Source organism: Stutzerimonas stutzeri (assembly GCF_024448935.1).
GTDB lineage: Bacteria > Pseudomonadota > Gammaproteobacteria > Pseudomonadales > Pseudomonadaceae > Stutzerimonas > Stutzerimonas stutzeri_AO.
In genome coordinates this window covers 52463-70278 of the sequence record NZ_JAMOIE010000014.1, presented here as the reverse complement: position 1 = coordinate 70278, position 17816 = coordinate 52463, and the positions used below count along the sequence as shown (strand labels likewise).

The 17816-nt window shown below is 64.0% G+C and carries 15 protein-coding genes and 2 pseudogenes; 6 read left to right on the top strand and 11 right to left on the bottom strand.

Annotation, left to right across the window (positions count from 1 at the left end; all coding sequences use genetic code 11):
* Positions 1 to 12: 12 nt before the first annotated feature.
* Positions 13 to 972: pseudogene (locus NA637_RS06435) on the top strand (integron integrase); the annotation flags it as partial.
* Between the two features lie 424 nt (positions 973 to 1396).
* Here NA637_RS06435 and NA637_RS06425 read toward each other — a convergent pair.
* Positions 1397 to 1765, bottom strand: a pseudogene (locus NA637_RS06425) (hypothetical protein); the annotation flags it as partial.
* A 141-nt stretch (positions 1766 to 1906) separates the two neighbouring features.
* On the bottom strand, positions 1907 to 2737 hold the full coding sequence (locus NA637_RS06420) for an NYN domain-containing protein (RefSeq protein WP_256071499.1): 831 nt from the start codon (positions 2735 to 2737) through the stop codon (positions 1907 to 1909).
* Positions 2738 to 2825: 88 nt separating this feature from the next.
* Here NA637_RS06420 and NA637_RS06415 point away from each other — a divergent pair, with 88 nt between their 5' ends.
* On the top strand, positions 2826 to 3110 hold the full coding sequence (locus NA637_RS06415; protein ID WP_256071498.1) for an alanine:cation symporter family protein: 285 nt from the start codon (positions 2826 to 2828) through the stop codon (positions 3108 to 3110).
* Between the two features lie 53 nt (positions 3111 to 3163).
* Here NA637_RS06415 and NA637_RS06410 read toward each other — a convergent pair whose 3' ends face one another.
* The 4 genes from NA637_RS06410 to NA637_RS06395 all read right to left on the bottom strand — a co-directional run bounded on the left by NA637_RS06410 (position 3164) and on the right by NA637_RS06395 (position 6690).
* Positions 3164 to 4270, bottom strand: coding sequence for a catalase family protein (locus tag NA637_RS06410; RefSeq protein WP_256071497.1), 1107 nt, complete (start codon positions 4268 to 4270; stop codon positions 3164 to 3166).
* Positions 4271 to 4436: 166 nt separating this feature from the next.
* A complete protein-coding gene (locus NA637_RS06405) occupies positions 4437 to 4895 on the bottom strand; it encodes a DUF2214 family protein (protein ID WP_256071496.1) in 459 nt (152 codons plus the stop codon).
* Positions 4896 to 4913: 18 nt separating this feature from the next.
* Entirely contained in the window at positions 4914 to 6296 is a 1383-nt protein-coding gene (locus NA637_RS06400; RefSeq protein WP_256071495.1) for an MATE family efflux transporter, read from the bottom strand.
* 100 nt (positions 6297 to 6396) lie between these two features.
* Positions 6397 to 6690, bottom strand: coding sequence for a hypothetical protein (locus tag NA637_RS06395; protein ID WP_256071494.1), 294 nt, complete (start codon positions 6688 to 6690; stop codon positions 6397 to 6399).
* A gap of 218 nt (positions 6691 to 6908) precedes the next feature.
* Here NA637_RS06395 and NA637_RS06390 point away from each other — a divergent pair, with 218 nt between their 5' ends.
* Positions 6909 to 7934 carry an SdiA-regulated domain-containing protein gene (locus NA637_RS06390; protein WP_256071493.1) on the top strand — a complete coding sequence of 342 codons (1026 nt, stop codon included), beginning with the start codon at positions 6909 to 6911 and terminating at the stop codon, positions 7932 to 7934.
* On the opposite strand, the gene NA637_RS06385 is transcribed toward NA637_RS06390, so the two are convergent.
* The 5 genes from NA637_RS06385 to NA637_RS06365 all read right to left on the bottom strand — a co-directional run bounded on the left by NA637_RS06385 (position 7856) and on the right by NA637_RS06365 (position 10668).
* Complete coding sequence (locus tag NA637_RS06385; RefSeq protein WP_256071492.1) at positions 7856 to 8305, bottom strand: DMT family transporter; 450 nt, start codon at positions 8303 to 8305, stop codon at positions 7856 to 7858. The two genes, NA637_RS06390 and NA637_RS06385, sit on opposite strands and share 79 nt — an antisense overlap.
* A gap of 69 nt (positions 8306 to 8374) precedes the next feature.
* Positions 8375 to 8935, bottom strand: a complete 561-nt coding sequence (locus NA637_RS06380) for a DUF4136 domain-containing protein (protein ID WP_256071491.1) — start codon at positions 8933 to 8935, stop codon at positions 8375 to 8377.
* Between the two features lie 30 nt (positions 8936 to 8965).
* Positions 8966 to 9598 carry a DUF4136 domain-containing protein gene (locus NA637_RS06375; protein ID WP_256071490.1) on the bottom strand — a complete coding sequence of 211 codons (633 nt, stop codon included), beginning with the start codon at positions 9596 to 9598 and terminating at the stop codon, positions 8966 to 8968.
* An 18-nt stretch (positions 9599 to 9616) separates the two neighbouring features.
* Positions 9617 to 10366: a methyltransferase domain-containing protein gene (locus tag NA637_RS06370; protein ID WP_256071489.1), complete on the bottom strand. Its 750-nt coding sequence runs from the start codon at positions 10364 to 10366 to the stop codon at positions 9617 to 9619.
* Positions 10363 to 10668: a nucleotide pyrophosphohydrolase gene (locus tag NA637_RS06365; RefSeq protein ID WP_256071488.1), complete on the bottom strand. Its 306-nt coding sequence runs from the start codon at positions 10666 to 10668 to the stop codon at positions 10363 to 10365. Before NA637_RS06365 ends, NA637_RS06370 begins: the two co-directional genes overlap by 4 nt.
* A gap of 492 nt (positions 10669 to 11160) precedes the next feature.
* Between NA637_RS06365 and NA637_RS06360 the strand changes: the two genes are divergently transcribed.
* From NA637_RS06360 to NA637_RS06350, 3 genes are all read left to right on the top strand, one after another.
* Positions 11161 to 13569 carry a membrane-bound PQQ-dependent dehydrogenase, glucose/quinate/shikimate family gene (locus NA637_RS06360; protein WP_256071487.1) on the top strand — a complete coding sequence of 803 codons (2409 nt, stop codon included), beginning with the start codon at positions 11161 to 11163 and terminating at the stop codon, positions 13567 to 13569.
* A 223-nt stretch (positions 13570 to 13792) separates the two neighbouring features.
* A complete protein-coding gene (locus NA637_RS06355; protein WP_256071486.1) occupies positions 13793 to 15373 on the top strand; it encodes an alkaline phosphatase D family protein in 1581 nt (526 codons plus the stop codon).
* Between the two features lie 18 nt (positions 15374 to 15391).
* Positions 15392 to 17731: an ExeM/NucH family extracellular endonuclease gene (locus NA637_RS06350; RefSeq protein ID WP_256071485.1), complete on the top strand. Its 2340-nt coding sequence runs from the start codon at positions 15392 to 15394 to the stop codon at positions 17729 to 17731.
* The last annotated feature ends 85 nt before the right edge of the window (positions 17732 to 17816 follow it).

The following is a 17816-nucleotide window of genomic DNA, read 5'->3' as shown; positions in this document are numbered from 1 at the left end:
GAGTCATACACCATGGATGGAAAGCCGCGATTGCTTGATCAGGTTCGTGACCCGATCAGGCTGAAACACTACTCGATCCGAACTGAACGTGTCTATTGCGAGTGGTCAAGCGCTACGTACGGTTTCACAATTATCGTCACCCAGCAGAAATGGGCGCAGCGGAGGTGGAGGCGTTCCTTTCCGATCTTGCCGTTCGCCGGGATGTTTCTGCTTCTACGCAAAGTCAGGCGCTTGCCGCGCTGTTGTTTCTTTATAAGCAGGTGCTTAAACAGGACTTACCCTGGCTCGGAGAGTAGTGCGTGCCAAAAAAACCTGTTCGGTTGCCTGTCGTGCTGTCCATATAGGGGTGCAACAGGTTCTCGGGCAGTTCGAGGGGGCGGTCGGCCTTGTCGCGCGGCTCTTGTATGGGGCTGGGCTTCGCTTGATGGAGGCCTTGGGGCTGAAGGTCAAGGACATCGATTTTTCACGTAACGAGTTGCTCATCCGTGACGGTAAGGGCCAGAAGGACCGCGTCACGGTTCTGCCCGTCAGTGTGATCGAGCCGCTGCGGCGTGGTAATACATCAACAGGCATTGGCCGAGGGCGGGGGAGACGTCTCTCTGCCGGACGCCCTGGCCCGCAAGTATCCCAAGGCTCCCTGGGAATGGGCCTGGCAGTAGGCATTTCCGGCGGCAGGTCTCTCCGTGGATCCGCGCAGCGGGGCTGCGCGCCGTCATCACCTGGACGAAAAGCGCGTGCAGCGGGCCTTCAAGCGTGCGGTGAAGGCATCGGGGCTTATCAAGTTGGCGACACCGCAATAGGTTGCGCCCCAGTTTTGCCACGCATTTGCTCGAAAGCGGGCAGGACATCCGTACGGTGCAAGAACTGCTCGGGCACGCGGACGTCAAGACCAGGATGATCTATACGCACGTGCTCCATCGTGGCGGCCTTGCAGTGTTGAGCCCGTTGGACCGGCTCCAGACGGCCGCGTCGGTCGTATTCGATGCGCCCGTTGAGTTCAGTGTGGCACGTGCAGAACAGAGCGCATCGCTGAACCGGACGTCCGGCGCGCCCGGTCAGTGGGTCGGGTTCTGGAGATGTGTTCTGATGCGGCAGGCTCGGGAAGCAGTCGAGTGGCTTCCCGAGCCTGGCCGAGGCGCTGTTACAGCTCGATGGAGATACCGGCCTGCAGCGTGCGCGGGGCACCTGGTCAGACCCAGGTGTTATCCCGGGTGCAGGCTAATCAGCGGTTGCGGTTGGACGTCTCGCGCGAGCGCGTCGGGTCACCGGGTTCGGCCGGTGCGGTGCCGGTCGGTGCGGCCTGGCCGGGGGCGGCGTCGTTCGCCGGGGCATCGGCCGGGGCATCGGCCGGTGCATCGGCCGGTTCGGTCGCGGACGGCAGGGTCGGTGTGCCGACGCTCTCCCGCGAGCCGCGGCAGGTCACCTCGGCGAAGGGCTGGTCCGGCGAGTATTCGCCAGGCACCCGCTCAACCCGCTGAGTGTTGGGGCTCACGGTGAAAACAGGCGGGGCAGAGGCATCGGCGCGGGCCTCGTCGGGCACGTGGAATTCGCAGGTCACGGTGTCATCGGTGTTGTTCCTCACCCTGACGGCGCGGATGCCGACCAGCTCGCCGCCCGCCTCGGTGGTCGAGGTCGGCACGCCCATGGCGCTGATCTCGACGTCCAGTCCGTTGAGGTGGGTGATGACCTCGGGCTTCGGCGTCTGGGCGAAGGCGGCTGGCGTGCAGAGCGCGAAGCCGAGGGCGATAAGCAGTGAGTTGGTCATGGAAACCTCCTGGGTCGATGTCTGCTTAGAAGGGCGCGGTGGGCGAGGGTTCGCTGCGGTTGCGCCGGTTCGCACGTGTGCGGCGTCCGGCAGTGGTCGGCCTGTTAGCGGCCGTTCGGTCGTGGCAGGCCGCCGCCCTGGTCATTTCGATGGTTTGAGGTTGCGCGCATAGACGGCCTTGCCGCCGGTCGAGGTGGTGCCGCGCGACTCCAACTCGAAGCGCTTGGGCTGGGATTTGATCAGGTCGCTGAGTTTCTTGAAGCCGTAAAGCCGGGGGTCGAAAGCAGGGCGAAGCTTGCTGATGTTCGAGCCCAGCAGGCCCAGCTGGACCCAATCATCTTCTTCGTCCGCGAGGTCGCTGAGCACCTTGGCGATGAAGTCCACCGGCACTTTCTGTGACTTGACCTGAGCGCTCTTGTCGGCGGACTTGGTGTCTTCCTCCGTTTTCTCCAGCGTTGTTTGCATGGCAGGCTTGTCCCCATTGCTGGGCGGCTCCTGTGAGGTCTTGGGTGCGTCGGCGCGAAGAATTTCGGTGTAGATGAACTTGTCGCAGGCTGAAACGAAGGGCGAGGGCGTCTTTTGTTCGCCGAAGCCGTAGACGGTCAGGCCTTCTTCACGGATACGTGCGGCCAGACGCGTGAAGTCGCTGTCGCTCGAGACCAGGCAGAAGCCGTCGAAGCGGCGTGTGTAGAGCAGGTCCATCGCGTCGATGATCAACGAGCTGTCGGTGGCGTTCTTGCCGGAGGTGTAGGCGAACTGCTGAATCGGTTGGATCGAATAGTCCAGCAGCACCTTCTTCCAACTGCCGAGGTTGGGCTTGGTCCAGTCGCCGTAGATGCGCTTGACGCTGGCGACGCCGTATTTGGCGATTTCCTCGAACAGGCCTTCGACAATCGCGGCGGGGGCGTTATCGGCGTCGATAAGAACCGCAAGGTGGATCTGCTGACGGGCGTTGCTGGGTTTGGCGGCCATGATTCGTCCCCGGATGGATATGTGCCGACCATAGCGCCAGTTGCAACTGGGGGCCAGGGCAGTGCGGCAGCTGTCTCGATGACAGGCTTTGCCGCTCTCCATCGCCGATGCCATGGGCGCGCGTTTGGCGTCCCGAAATTCTGGGTTGGCATTTGCCATCGCCATCCTCGCCGGGCGGGTGATCTTCGGCGGGCTACGCTCCGTCGCGCGCTTCGCCGAGCTGGTGGTGGCGCTGATGGCGGGCCTGCAGGTGCTGATGGCACGGCACGCAGCTCACCCAGCAGGCAATGAAAAGCCACATCGGCGTGGCAGGGACCTACTTTATCGCCATTCTGTTTTTCGCCTTTACCTCGATTGTCTGGCGCTGATGTAAAAAACGTCCCGGCAAGCATGCCGGGGCCGTGCCGTGCCGTACCGCTCGCTGGGTCAGCTCGGTAGCCGCTCCAGCGTTGTCGGCTCCTGCATCGGGCAGCCGTTGTGACGAGCGCGGAACTCGGATGACATTTCATAGGCCGGCTTGCGCGAGCGCATGATGCCGCCGAGCGGACGATGGGCCGCCAGTCCATGCCAGGGGCTGAACGACATCTGGTCGTCCACCACCGCTGCGCGGGCTTCGCTCCAGGCCGATTGCGGCTGGACATTGATTCGCGCAACCGTGACGTAAGGGCTGGCCTCTTCCGGCCAGACCACGCTGGCGTCCTCGATGGGCATCTTCTCGATGTCCGTGGCCAGCTGCACCCGTAATTCCCAGGTCCCGCCGTGCTGAGCGAAATGGTTGTTGACCGCCTCGCGCAACCCGTTCGGCTTGTCCTTGAGGTCGACCTTCTGATCGGTCAGCGCCTTCAATTCCGGCGAGACGGGCACCACCGAGAACTTGGCGAAGTAGCGGCCATAGAGCAGCGGAGCCACGCTGTAGTAGGTTTCCCCAAGCAGGTTCGTGGTGGGATGACCGCCCATGCCCTTGAGCGTCGCGCTTTCGCCTCCGGCCTTTTCCAGCAGGCTCTCGGCACCGCGCAACGCGGCAGACAGTGCCTGCTTGGCGCGGGGCGCTCGGTCGGTAGTCTTGGCGAGCAACTTCACCGACTTGAGAAAGTCCTTGGGTGTCGGCGCCATGAACGCCGGCGCATCGACCATGACGAAATCCTGGGTGACCTGGCCGTCGGTATTGGGCAGGCGTTCGCCCTCAACGCCGATGAGCTTGATCGCCAGCCCGCGCGGAGTGGAAACCTTGTCATCAAGGATGTCGCCCGGATTGGTCGAATAACGCATCACCACCGGCATCTTGCCTGGCTTGGCAAAAGCCCCCTGGGCCAGTTCTGGCGGCAGATCGGGCAGGACTTCGATTTCGCCCTGCAGCAGGCCGTGGCTCTTGGCATGAACGCTGCGAACGGCATGGCCACTGTCGGCAAAGGTCGTCTCGGTGATCTCGCGCATGGCCTGGATCAGGCCGGAAATAGTTTCGGCTTCGTCCTCTGGCACCTGCTCGAAAGTGGGGTCGAAGGGTAAGGGTGTTACGGTCAGGCGATCGGTCATCGGCTCGGCTCCGTCTGGTAGTGCGGGACTTATGGACTGCTGCGCCGCGGTCTGTAGTCGACAATCGAGCTCTGGAGTCGTTTTCGAAGAGTGTGCAAGCCGTTGTGGATGGGTTGCAGAAGATCAGTCCACACGCCTGGATCGCCCAGGCCAGGAGCGCGGCGCTTTATTGCGGAATTACGCCAAACCCCCGGGTCATCAGTGTGGCCAGCAGCGGGATCAGCAACAGTCCGAGCAGCTCGATGCGGATCACCGTCTTCACCCAGCGGGCAGTGGTTGGACCGATCGATGGGACCTGGCCCGCCTTCAGCGCCGGACGCCATTTGAGAAAGATCACAGTGGGGTAGATCGACAGCAGCGCAACCGCAACGAACAGCCCGACCTTGGCGTGGAACAAGCTGTTGTTGAGGTAATAGTCCAGCCCCTTGCCATAGCGCATCGCGCGCGCTGCGCCGGTTACCAGTACCACGCCGGCCGCAATGCCGAAGGCCAGATCAACGCGAAACAGGCTGCGGGCGCGTTTGAAATTCAGCGGCTGGTGGAACAGCTGGTGCTCGAGCACCAGCAGGGAGAAGAGCAGGAAGATCGCCACGAAGTGCAGGTAGGCGGCGACGGCATAGGCCATTTGGTAAAGGTCCTTTGGTCAGGGTGGTTGCGCTGTGGCGGTGACCGCTGGCGCCGCATGGGTCGAGGCGAACCATTGCCCCTGGCGTTGCAGCCGCCTGGCAATGCTGCCTAGGCAGACGCCGCGCAGGAGCATGAAGGCGAGAAAGGCCAGCCACAAGCCGTGATTGCCCATTCCACGCAACAGCCAGCCCAATGGTAGCGAAATCAGGACGGCAAGCAGCATGGCGTTGCGCATTTCCCGCGCGCGGGTGGCTCCGATGAACAAGCCATCGAGCAGATAGCTCCAGACGGCGACCAGGGGCAGCGCAGCGAGGTAGGGCAGGTAGGCGGCGGCGGTTTCGCGCACCGAAGGAATGTCGGTCTGCAGGCTGACGAACAGCTCGCCGCCCAGCAGGAAGAACAGGCCGAAGACCAGGCTCGCCAGCAATGACCAGCCGCCGGCAACAGTCAGAATCCGTCGCAGCTCGGTGCGGCTCTGGGCGCCGATCGCATGCCCGCTCAGTGCTTCGACGGCGTGGGCGAGACCGTCGAGTGCGTGCGCGGTAAGCATCAAACCGTTCAGCAGCAAGGCATTGGCCGCTACCGTGGTGTCGCCCAGCCGCGTCCCTTGGACCGTGACCAGGAAAAACACCAGCTGCAGCGCCAGCGAACGAAAGAAAATGTCGCGGTTGACGGACATCAGCGGACGCCAGCTGGCCCACAGGCGCAGCGCCTGGCGGTCCAGGCGTCCGGCGTAACGCAACAGTGCGCCTCGGGTCAGCGCCAGGCCGACCAGCACACCGCTCCATTCGGCAATGACCGAGGCGCGGGCTGCGCCGGCCACGCCCCATTCCAGGCCGATGACGAACCACAGGTCCAGCGCAACGTTGATGAGATTTGTCGTCAGCAGAATCGCCAATGGCGCGCGCGCATTCTGGGTGCCGAGAAACCAGCCAACCAGCGCCATGCTCGCCAGCGCGGCGGGCAGGCCGAACAGGCGGGTGTGGAAATAGGCTTGGGTGAGCGCGTCGAGTTCGGCAGAGGGCTGCATAAGTTGCAACGCGTAACCTTTCAGCGGCATCGCAAACAGGCTCAACAGCAGCGCAAAGCCCAGCGCCAGCAGCAAACCTTGCAGCAGTACCTGACGCAGCGCACCGCCGTCCTGGCGTCCGGCGGCTTGAGCAGCAAAGCCGGTGGTGCCCATGCGCAGAAAGCCCATCACCCAGACCAGCAGGCTGTAGAGGCTGCCGCCGACCGCGACTGACGCCAATTGGTGCGCGTGCGGCAGGTGGCCGATCACGGCGCTGTCGACCAGCGCCACCAGCGGTACGGAGAGATTGGACAGGATCATTGGCGCAGCCAGCGCCCAGACCCGCTTATGGGTGGGGGCGTGCTGCCAGGCGGTCAGTAGCCGTGACATGAAGGATTCCAGAAACAGCCCGGCATGATACAGGGTGTGGGCTGCAGGCTTCGAGCTTCGAGCTTCGAGCTTCAAGCTTCAAGCTTCAAGCTTCAAGCTGTCAGTGGATAAGCCAGCTCAGCAGCCAGAGCCCCAGAAACAGATAGATCACGCCAGCGATGATCGAGCGGCGGAAGAATGCACGAAACGCGCCGACCAGCAACAGCAGGCCGATTGCCAGGGCAATCAGGCTGATCAGCGAGCGGTCCATGCCGAGGGTGCGCGACAGGCCGTCGAGAAAGTTGGCGCCGGCAGCGGCGAACAATCCGAAGAAGCCGCTGAGCGCATCGACGATGTAGCGAATCACGTTGCCGAGCGCCTGGCCCAACCATTCGAAAAAACTTTCCACCCGCATGTTGTTCTCCTGACGTACGATCCGAGGCTGCAGGCGCAGCCGTTCCCTGGGGCATTGGGCTATCAATCCGTCCGGCAGTTCCAAGGCAGGATTGAAACTGCCTGCGGACGGTAGGTCAGTACCGGGCTGGCCGGTGCCTTATCGAGCGCTGTCACGTGACTGCGACCTTTCCCGAGCAGGCTGTTCCGCCAGCGCTCCGATCATGAGAAAACACAACGATGACGACTATTACCGATACCCGGCGCTGGTGGCTACGGGGAGCCCGCCCGCAGGCTTGGGCGTTGGCTATGCTGGCGGCCGGTTTGCTTTATGCCGGCACGACCTTTCATCTCGATGAGCGAGTGTTCTACTCGCTGCAATCGGCGTGGCACGAAGACAGCCGCCAGGCGCACAGCCTCTGGTTGCCGGAGTACCAGGTGCGTGTCGAGGCCAAGCCGGTGGCGACCGTCGGTAACAACCTTTCCGGGTTGACCTTCGATGAGCAGCGCAATCAGCTCTGGGCCGTGGTGAACAACCCGGAGGAGCTCGTCGCGCTGGACCTCGACGGCGAACTCATCGCTCGCTATCCGCTGAAGGGCTTCGTCGACGTCGAGGGCATTACCTATTTGGGCGACAACCTGCTGGCAGTTGTCGAGGAACGCAGCCAATCGATCGTGATCCTCCCGGTCCCCTCGCAGCCCAGTGAGCTGGTGCGTGAGGATTATGCGGCAGTCTCGCTGTCCATGGACGCATCGGACAACTCGGGTTTCGAGGGGTTGGGCTACGACCGCGCCGGTGATCGGTTGTTTGCGGTGAAAGAACACTCACCACGCAGGCTTTATGAGATCCAGGGCATCAAGGCCAGTCTCAACGGACAGCTGAACCTGAACATCATCGACCGCGAGGCATGGATCGAAGACAAGGACATGGCCAGCGACCTTGCCTCGGTGCACTACGACGAACGCACCGGCCATCTGGTACTGCTCAGCGATGAGGCAAAAATGCTGCTCGAGCTGGACAGTGAGGGGGAACTGGTCAGCTTCAGCTCATTGTGGCGCGGCTCTGCCGGTCTCGACAATAGCGTGCCTCAGGCCGAAGGCATGACCTTTGACGCGCGTGGCGATCTGTATGTGGTCAGCGAACCCAATCTGTTCTACGCCTTCGAGCGCAAGAGCCGCACCGCGGATCAGCCGCGGCGGATCATCCAGACGCCTGCGAAAATCAGCAGCAGCCCGCCAAGCTTGCCCAGGCTGATCGACGACTGACGAAAGCCCGCCCAGCCGAAGTGGTCGAGCAGCAGTGCCATGCCCAGCTGGCCGGCCAATACCAAGGCCATGAACAGCAGCGCGCCGATCCGCGGGCCGGCGAAGGCGGCGGTCGCAATAAAGAACATTCCCAGCAATCCGGCACACCAGTGATACCAGTGCAGGTCCCGCAGCGCCTGGATGCCCGGCATGTCCCGCTGAAACAGCACCACGCCGATCAGCGCCACGGTGCCCACTGCGAAGGACAGCATCGCGGCACTCATGACGCCGCCAAGATGCTTGGCCACCTGCCCGTTGATCCCGGCCTGTAGCGGCAGGAAAGCTCCGGCGATAAAAGGCAGAACGAGAAGCCACCAGGCTGCGACGGGCATGCAGATTTCCTCCAGAGAAAAAGAAACCCCGCCGAGGCGGCGGGCGTTGTTCAGAGCGAGCCGACCATGCTAGCGCGGCGGGTATTGCGAGAGAATCTTGGTGACGGTTTCACGAAGCATCCCGGCCCGCTCCTGAGGGCTCCCCGGGTCGTCGCGCAGGACCTGCTCGGTACTGCCGCGCCAGACCAGTTTGCCGTCGTCGGCGGCGTACATGTCCAGCTGTAAGGTGCCGACCTGATAGTGAAGGGTGCGGGTGTCAGTCATCACCGGCCCACCCCAGAACCCATCCCACGGACCGCCCCAGCCATTGATCGATGAGGTGGTGTATTGCTGGCTGCGCTGATCGACGAGAAGCCAGGCCTGCACCAGGAGATCCGGTTGCGCGCCTGACTGGGCCTGGCGTAGGCCGCGTTGGTCCAGCTGCTCGCTGACGGCGCTGCGGATGCGTTGCTCGGTCAGGTCGCTTTTGATGCGGGGATCGTCTGGTCGGTACTGCAGGGCGGGCTCTTTCCAGCTCCAGGTCCGATAGGCGGAAAAATCACGCTGCGGGTCGAAATCACGTTGCACCCGGGTGCTCTGACAGGCGGTCAGCATCAGCAGCAGAGGCAGCATCAGCCATGAACGGAACATCGCGGTTCTCCTTGCGTTAAGTGCGTGCGCTCAGCGCGGTGGATAATCAGCAAGCGCCCGGTTCACGGCGGCTCGCGCGGCGTCCTTGCGCTCGGCCTGATCACCGCCACTGCGGGCCTCGGCGCGATTGCTCCACACGGTCTGGCCGGAGGCGCTGTCGATCATCTCGATGCGCACCGTGACCACTTCTTCTTGGTAGTTGCGCACCACCGGGGTGCTGCCGCCAATGCCGTAGCCTGTGTTGTAACCCGGGCCGTAACCGCCATAGCGCCCGGCACCGACGCCCACCCGGGGACCATAGTAGTCATCGTAGACCTGCCGCACGCGCGTCTCCATCTGTGCACTGGCGCTGATCTGCACATCGCCCTTGGCGCCGGTCGGTGCCGGGCGCAAGCCGCGTTGATCGAGCGCGCCGGAGATCATTTCCTGCAGCTCCTCGGCACCCAGTGAAGCCGTCCCCGCCGGAGGGTTTCGCCAGCTCCAGTTCTGGTAGCTGGAAAAATCCTGCGGCGCCGCCGGGTAAGTCGGCGACTGGATCTGCTCGATTGGCGGCGCCGGTGGTATGGGCGCCGATTCGCTGGTGTACGGGTTGCTGCTCTGGCACGCCGCGAGGCTCAAGCCGAGCAGCGAACAGAGCAGGGGCAGTGCGGGGCGGATCGACATCGGTACCTCCCGGTCGGCTCAAAGCGGCCGACATAACCAGTGCAGGTAGCGCCCGAGGCCGGCGAAGCTGGGATGGCGGCGGTAGGCCAGTTCCATCTCGATGAGGTCGGCAGGTTCGGTGCGGGCCTGGAAATCGGCGGGCATGTAGTCATGGAAGACGCGCACGCCACTGGTTGTTTCGACCCGCCAGTGCGGCGCGAGTTGCGCCGCCAGCTCGCGCGGATCGAGCGGCTGTTGCGGGGTCAGGCTCTGGCGCTCGCCGGCATAGGTCTGGTTGCGCAGCTTCTTGAAATGGCCCTTGAGCAGGTTGCGGTAGATCAACGCGTCGCGGTTATAGAAGGCCAGCGACAGCCAGCCATCCTCGGCAACCAGGCGATGCAGCACCGGCAGGATCGCCTGGGGCTCGGCCAGCCACTCCAGCACGGCATGGCAGATGACCAGCTCGAACCGGCCCTCGACCTGGTTTTCGATGTCCTGCCAGGGTGCCTGGATGAAGGTTGCCTGCTGGCCGGCTTCGGCAAACTGCTTGCGGGCGCCTTCCAGCATGGGTTCGGCGGGTTCCGACAGCGTGACCTGATGGCCCTGCTGCGCCAGCCACAGGCTCATATGGCCGAGGCCCGCACCAATATCCAGCATCCGCAGTGGCCGTTGCGGCAGGGCTTCCGTCAGGTCGGCCTGCAGCACGGCAAGGCGGATCGCGCCCTTGGCGCCACCGTAGATCTTCTCGGCGAAGCGCGTCGCCAGCTCATCGAAATGCCGATCGCTCATCGGGCGAACCGCCGTTCGTTGTCGGCAAGCTTCGCCAGCAGTGCCTGTTCCATGTCGATGCCCAGTTCGCTGCACATCAGCAACAGGTACATGACGATGTCGCCGACTTCCTGGCCAGCGTGTGCGAGCTTATCGGCCGAGAGCTGGCGCGATTCGTCCTCGGTCTGCCATTGGAAGATTTCCAGCAGCTCGGCCATTTCCACGCTGGCGGCCATGGCGAGGTTTTTCGGACTGTGAAAGCGCTGCCAGTCGTTCTGGTCGCGGATCGCGTGCAGGCGTTGGGTAATCTGTTCGATGTTCATCAGGGACGGGGCGGGCTCGTTGGGGCGACAAGCTTCCGTCAGCGCGGCAGCGCCCGCAAGGGGAGCGTCAGAGGCGCCGCACCTTCAGCTCATGCTCGACAGCGATGACGGCGGGGTGATAGTCGCCTTGCTCGGTGCTGACTGATGGGCAATGCGGGGGCGCTGATCAGGGCGATGCGCTGCCGGCGCTGGTGCGCGCGGTGGAGGAAGGCCTGGGCGAAGAAGATTTCCGATGCGATCAACCATGCGCTGTTGCATCTGACGGCGAGCCTGGCCGGCAGTTTGGTGACCGGGGTGATCTATGCGGTGATCAAGCGGCCCGAGACACAGCCGCTTGCCGTCGGCGCTGTGGCCCGGGTTCGCGCTGCAAGCGCTGAACTAAAGTCCCCAGCGCCGTATCCACTGAAAGACGGGCGAAACTTTGTCACAGGACGTTTCGCCGGCTTTTTGCTGTCCCTCTTTAATAGCTGCGTCCCGGTTGGAGTGTGTTGCATGAGTATCGATTATGGGCCGCGGCCGTTGCGTATCACCCTGACCGCCGTGGTGCTGCTGGTGCTGGGCGCGCTGATGGCGGGCGGCGGTGCTTACCTGGCCGTGCTCGGCGGCTCCTGGTACTACCTGCTGGCCGGCATCGGTCTTCTGGTAGTGGCCGGACTGCTGTTTGCCCGACGCCGCGCGGCGATCTGGCTGTATGCAGCGCTGCTGCTGGCAACCCTGGTCTGGACGTTCCATGAGGTGCGCTTCGATTGGTGGCAGCTGGCGCCGCGAATCGATCTGTGGTGCGTCCTCGGTCTCTGGCTGATCCTGCCGTTCGTCAACCGCTACGTGAGCGACCGACTGGTCTGGCGCGACGGTGCCAGTGGCCTGCTCGGGCTCGGTCTGCTGGCAGGGGCGTTGATGACCGGATATTCGCTGACCCAGGACTACCACTCGATCACCGGCGAATTCAGCGACGCGCAGATGCAGGGGCTCGATCCGCAAGGCCAGGCCGGTCGCTCCAGCAGCGAGTGGCCTTCCTACGGCGGATCGGAGCAGGGCGACCGGTATTCGACGGCAGATCTGATCACGCCCGAGAACCTGGGCAGGCTGACGAAAGCCTGGGAATACCACACGGGTGATCGGCCGGGGCCGAACGATCCAGGCGAGTTCACCTACGAGGTCACCCCGCTCAAGGTCGGCAACCGCCTGTTCATCTGCACGCCTCACAGCATCGCCATTGCCCTGGACGCCGATACGGGCGAGGAACGCTGGCGCTTCGACCCGAGCATCAACCGCGATGCCGAGTACTACCAGCACATGACCTGCCGCGGCCTGGCGTTTCACGACGGCACTCGCTATCCCTCGCCGGGTTCGACCAGCGGCCAGCCGGATCAACCGGTGGCGCGTTGCGAGCGACGGCTGTTCCTGCCCACCAACGATGCCACGTTGATCGCGCTCGACATGGAAGACGGCAAGCCCTGCGAGGACTTCGGCAACGCCGGTGTCGTCGACCTGAAGCTGCGCCTGGGTGAGGGGGCGCTAGGGGTCTACTTGCCCACCTCGCCGCCGGTGGTGACCGAAAAGCTGGTGATCATCGGCGGTTCGGTTACCGATAACGGCGCCGTGGATTCACCCGGTGGCGTGATTCGTGCCTACGACGTGAAAACTGGCCGCCTGGTCTGGAATTTCGACCCGGGCAACCCGGATGCCACGGAACCGTTGCCGCCGGGTGAAACCTACGTGCGCAGCACGCCGAACTCCTGGACGGTGGCCACTGCTGACGAGGCGCTGGGCCTGGTCTACATCCCCTCCGGCAACCAGACCCCTGATCAGTGGGCGATCGATCGCTCGGCCCAGGCCGAGCGTTTCACCGACACCCTGATTGCGCTGGACCTGGCGACCGGCAAGGTCCGCTGGGAATTCCAGACCGTCCACCATGACCTCTGGGATCGCGACCTGCCGTCGCAGCCGACGCTGGTCGATATCGACCGGCCGGACGGCAAAGTGCCGGCCATCATCCAGCCGACCAAGCGCGGCGACCTGTATGTGCTCGATCGGCGCACCGGCGAGCCCATCGTGCCGGTGACCGAGGTGCCTGTTCCGCAGGGCACCGATTATGGTGACTTTACCGCGCCGACTCAGCCGGTCTCGGCATTGAGCTATGCGCCGCAAGAGCCGCTGTCCGAGAAGGACATGTGGGGCGGCACGCCGCTGGATCAGATGCTGTGCCGTATCCAGTTCCGCCAGCTGCGCTATGAAGGCGACTTCACGCCGCCCTCGCAGGAGGGCTCGCTGATCTACCCAGGCAACGTCGGTACCTTCAACTGGCCGTCCGTGGCGGTCGATCCGAGTCGGCAGTTGCTATTCGGTGCGCCGAACTACCTGGCGTTCGTCTCGAAGATGTACAAGCGCAGCGAGGTCGCCCCCGAGGCACGCACCGGGGGCGGCGAAACCGGCCTGCAACCCAACCTGGGTGCGCCCTACATGGTCAGTCTGAAGCCGCTGCTATCAGTGCTCGGCCTACCCTGCCAGAGCCCGCCGTGGGGCTATGTCACCGCCGTCGATCTGCGCACCATGAAAAAGGTCTGGATGCACAAGAACGGCACCAGCCGCGACAGTGCGCCGCTCGGCATTCCGTTTCCTGTGGGCACGCCCGCGCTCGGTGGGCCCATCGTGACGGCCGGCGGCGTCGCCTTCATGAGCGGCACGCTGGATTACTACCTGCGCGCCTATGACCTGCAGACCGGCAAGCAGCTGTGGAAAGGGCGGCTACCGGCGGGCGGACAGGCCACGCCGATGACCTACGTCTCGGAGCAGACCGGCAAGCAGTACGTGGTGCAGGTGGCCGGCGGGCACGGCTCGTTCGGCACGAAGATCGGTGACTCAGTGATCGCCTGGACGCTCGAAGATGATGTGAACTAGGCCGGTCGGACAATGGGCCTGATGATCAGCCCATTATCCCCTCGCAGCGCAGCGCTGCGAGGGGATGGTGGGCTGGACAGGCTGCGATCCAATAGCAGGCCTTCATGCTTGCCAGCAGCCTGGCGTACAGGCGATTTATTGACGACCGTTCGTCCGGGCGTCACGGTTCTGTCAAGCGGCTCGCTTAAACCCTTCTCCCAGCATCCGCTGAAAGGGGACGACCATGACCGAATCCACCAAGCCAGAACTGGACCAGACACGCCGCCGACTTGTTCAAGGCATCGGTGCTGGCCTGGCGCTGCCGGCCCTCGGCGTATCACCTGCAATCATCGCAGCACCCACTGCGCGGCCCTGGATCACCGATGGCGTACAGTCCGGTGACGTACTGGCTGACCGTGCCGTGATCTGGAGCCGCTGCGACCGGCCGGCGCGGCTGGTGGTGGAGTGGGATACCAGCAGTGGCTTCAGCAACGCTCGGCGGATGGTTTCGCCGGTCACCGATGAGCGGCTCGACTTCACCGCGCGTATCGATCTGAGTGGGTTGCCGTCGGATCAGTCGATCTTCTACCGCGCCTGTTTCGAGGATGCCGGCGATCATGTCCGCAGCGAACCCTGGATGGGCCATTTGCGCACTGCGCCCAGGCGCGCGCGGGATATCCGTTTCGTCTGGGGCGGCGATACCGGTGGCCAGGGCTGGGGCATCAATGCCGACTTCGGCGGCATGCGCATCTACGAAGCCATGCGCCAGCGCCATCCTGACTTTTTCATCCAGAGTGGCGACGCCATCTACGCTGACGGTCCGATCCAGGCCGAAGTGACGGCAGAAGACGAGCGCCTCTGGCGCAACATCGTCACCGAGGCCAAGACCAAAGTGGCCGAAACACTGGACGAGTTCCGCGGCAACTACCGCTACAACCTGCTGGATCACAACCTGCGCCAGTTCAACGCCGAGGTGCCGCAGATCTGGCAGTGGGACGACCATGAAGTCACCAACAACTGGTCGCCCGGCAAGGAGCTGGATGAGCGCTATCAGGTCAAGGACATCGAACTGCTCGCCCGCCGCGGTCGTCAGGCATTTCTCGAATACGCGCCGATGCGCCTCGCAGGCCGCGACGCCATGGGCCGTGTCTACCGCAAGATCGCCTACGGCCCGCAGTTGGACGTGTTCGTGCTGGACATGCGCAGCTATCGCGGCCCCAACACCCACAATCTGCAATCGGAGCAGGGCCCTGAGGCCGCTTTTCTCGGTGCCGAGCAGTTGGCCTGGCTCAAACGCGAACTGCGCCGCTCACGCGCCACCTGGAAGGTGATCGCCGCCGACATGCCCATCGGCCTGCATGTGCCGGACGGCAAGGACGCGGCCGGCAGGGCGCGCTGGGAGGCGATCGCCAACGGACAGGACGGGCCGGCAGCCGGGCGCGAGCTGGAGATCGCCGAACTGCTGGGTTACCTGCGCAAATACCGCGTGCGCAACACGGTCTGGCTGACGGCTGACGTTCACTATTGCGCAGCGCACCAGTACCATCCAAACCGCGCGCTATTCCAGGATTTCGATCCGTTCTGGGAGTTCGTCGCCGGGCCGCTCAATGCGGGCAGCTTCGGCCCCAATCCGCTGGATGCCACCTTTGGCCCCGAGCGGGTGTTCCAGAAGGCACCCGCTTATGCCAACGCATCGCCCTACGCCGGTTTTCAGTTCTTCGGTGAAGTGGAAATCGATTCACGCAGCGGCGCCCTGAGCGTCACCCTTCGCGATATCGACGGGGCCTCGGTCTTTTCCATAACCCTCGAACCCCAACACGCCTGATACCAGGGAGCGACATCCATGCGCCGCAACGACCGCTTCAAGCCGCACCCGCTCACCGCCGCCCTGCTGGCAATCGCCGCGATGGGCGTGCACTCCATGGCCGCCGCCGATCTGCTGATTTCCGAGTATCTGGAGGGCAGCGGCAACAACAAGGCGCTGGAGTTCTACAACGCTGGCGAGACGGCGATTGCCCTCGACGGCTACCGTGTCGACTTCTACTTCAATGGCTCGACCAGCAGCGGCCGGAGCATCAGCCTGGCGGGTGAGGTGGCGCCGGGTGGCGTGCATGTCCTGGCGCACGAGAGCGGCGACCCCGCGTTGCAGGCGAAGGCCAATCAGCGTGGCGGCGGTAGCTGGTACAACGGCGACGATGCCATTGTGCTGCGCGGCCCGTCCGGTGACATCCTCGACAGCTTTGGCCAGCTCGGCGTCGATCCGGGCAGTGCCTGGGGTTCGGGGCAGACGCAGACGGCCGACCGTACGTTGACCCGAAAGGTGTCGGTCCGCATCGGCGATCGCAACCCCGATGACGCCTTCGATCCGGCAACGGGGTGGCAGGGCTACCCGGTCAACACCTTCGCCTATCTGGGCCAGTACGGCGAAGGCGAGCCGGGTGGCGGCGATGCCGGGCGACGCGCGATTGCGGAAGTCCAGGGGGCCGGCGACGTCAGTCCGCTGGTGAACCAGGCGGTGATTGTCGAAGGCATCGTCGTGGCTGATTTTCAGGCTGAAGGTGAGTTGGGCGGCTTCTTCATCCAGGCACCGGATAACGAGACCGACGACGATCCGCGGACATCCGAGGGTTTGTATATTTACGGCGCCGGCAATGGCGTTGAGGTGCAGGTTGGCGATCGCGTGCAGGTGCGCGGAATGGTTACCGAATTCAACGGGCTAACCGAGCTCACTTCGCCGCAGGTCAGTGTTCTGGCACACAAGCAACCGCTGCCGAGCGTGGCGCAGATCAGCCTGCCGCTGGTCTCAGCGGATGCGCTCGAGCGTTACGAAGGCATGCAGGTTCGCTTCGCTCAGACACTGACGGTCAGCGAAGTCTATGACCTCGGCCGTTACGGCGAGATGGTGCTTTCCTCTGGCGGGCGCTTGTGGATACCCACCAACAAGGTCTCGCCCGGCGAGCCGGCCCGGCAGCTGCAGGCGCAGAACGACCTCAACCGCATCGTCCTGGATGACGGCCGCAGCGGGCAGAATCCCGACCCGATCCGCTACCCCTCACCGGAGCTGGACGCCTACCGCACGCTGCGGGTGGGCTATGAAGTCACCGACGTGCAGGGCGTGCTGCATTACCTGGCCGGCAGCTACCGCGTCCAGCCGACCCAGGCACCGCGATTCATCGCGGCGAACCCCCGGCCGGAGGCGCCAAAGCCCATCGAGGGTCGCTTGCGCGTGGCGAGTTTCAATGTGCTCAATTACTTCAACGGCGATGGTCGTGGCGCGGGCTTCCCCACCTCGCGGGGCGCGGATACCCGTGAAGAATTCAATCGCCAGCGCGACAAGATCATTGCCGCGATCATCGGCGCCGATGCGCACATCATCGGGCTGATGGAAATCGAGAACGACGGTTACGCTGAGAACAGCGCCATCGCCGACCTGGTGGCTGGGCTCAATGCTGCTTCACCGAGTCGGGACCGTTTCGCCTTCATCGATCCGAAACGCGATCGGCTCGGCACCGACCAGATTGCCGTCGGCTTGATCTACCGCCAGAACAGGGTCAGCCCGCACAAGGCTGCGGCGGTGTTGGACGCCACCGTCGACCCGCGCTTTGACGACACGCGCAACCGTCCGGCACTGGCGCAGACCTTCCGTGAACGCCGTACCGGCGAGCGTCTGACGGTGGCGGTCAATCACCTCAAGTCCAAGGGATCGAGTTGCGATGATCGTGGCGACAAGGACATGGGTGACGGCCAGGGCAACTGCAACCTGACCCGTGTTCGAGCCGCCCAGGCGCTGGTCGACTGGCTGGGCCGTGATCCCACGCGCTCCTACGATCCGGACCGGCTGATCATCGGCGACCTCAACGCCTATGCGAAGGAAGATCCGATCAATGTGATCAGGGCGTCCGGTTACACCGATCTGCTGGCAACCTTCGCCGGGGGAGACGCGTACTCCTACGTGTTCGCCGGGCAGTCCGGCTACCTCGACCACGGCCTGGCCAGCGCCAGCCTCGCCTCACAGGTCAAGGGCGCCACCGACTGGCATATCAACGCCGACGAACCGCGGGTACTGGATTACAACCTGGAGTTCAAGACGCCACGCCAGCAATCGATGCTGTACAGCACCGAGCCATACCGGGCGTCTGACCATGATCCGTTGGTGATTGGGGTGGATTTGAGTCGCAGGTAAGAAGGGCCGCAACATTACCGTGATGCTTCCGACGGCTTGCTTGTACGAGACGTCGGGATCGCCAGCAAGCTGGCTCCTACGAAAA